A 610-nucleotide genomic window follows, 5' to 3' on the forward strand; every position below is an offset into this window, starting at 1 on the left:
GCTGAAGGCGGCGCCCCAGGCGACGCGGCGATTGGACGACATCAGCGCTTCTGGCGCCGGCAGCCGACCTTCACGTAGCGACCCGCACGCGGATCGCCGAATGCCTCGGCGGCCATGACTTGGCCGAGCAGCTTGCACGCCTCGACGGAGGCGGAGGGCTGCTCGAGGATGTCGAGCGCGTTGGCGCGATCGCAGTCCGAGCCGGCGATCGCCGCCGAGCAGAGCATAGCGAAGGCGACGACGGTGTTCATGCCGCGTGTCCCATGCAGAGGGCCGCGATCAGGACGCAGGCCGCGAGCGCGAAGTGCAGGGCGCCGATCAGCAGGACATCCTGGATGGCGCGCTCGGTGCCGCGGCCGCCGTGATGGGCGTCGAGGCCTGCGATCGCGATCAGGAGCACGAAAGCGCACGCGATAAACGGCAGCGGCGCAGCGTCCATGTCAGCGCTCGCGCACGAGCTCGTCGGCGATCACACGGCGCTTGGTGTAGTGCCGAAACGCTTCGTCCGACGCCGTTGTGACGATGCGGATGCCGAAGCACCGGTGCGCTTCCTCGGCGGACAGTTTGACCGGCGGTGGCGACGCGGTCCCGAAACGGGCGGTCCCGGCGC

2 protein-coding genes are annotated in these 610 nt (G+C 70.0%); both read right to left on the reverse strand.

What is annotated here, in order from left to right; translation table 11 throughout:
* Nucleotides 1-41: 41 nt before the first annotated feature.
* Nucleotides 42-251: a hypothetical protein gene (locus ACU8YE_RS23925; RefSeq protein ID WP_446929830.1), complete on the reverse strand. Its 210-nt coding sequence runs from the start codon at nucleotides 249-251 to the stop codon at nucleotides 42-44.
* Nucleotides 248-439 (reverse strand): hypothetical protein, encoded by a 192-nt coding sequence (locus tag ACU8YE_RS23930; protein WP_446929832.1) that lies wholly within the window; start codon nucleotides 437-439, stop codon nucleotides 248-250. The genes ACU8YE_RS23925 and ACU8YE_RS23930 overlap by 4 nt, the downstream gene beginning before the upstream one ends.
* Nucleotides 440-610 lie beyond the last annotated feature (171 nt).

The organism is Ralstonia sp. VS2407 (genome assembly GCF_052950655.1).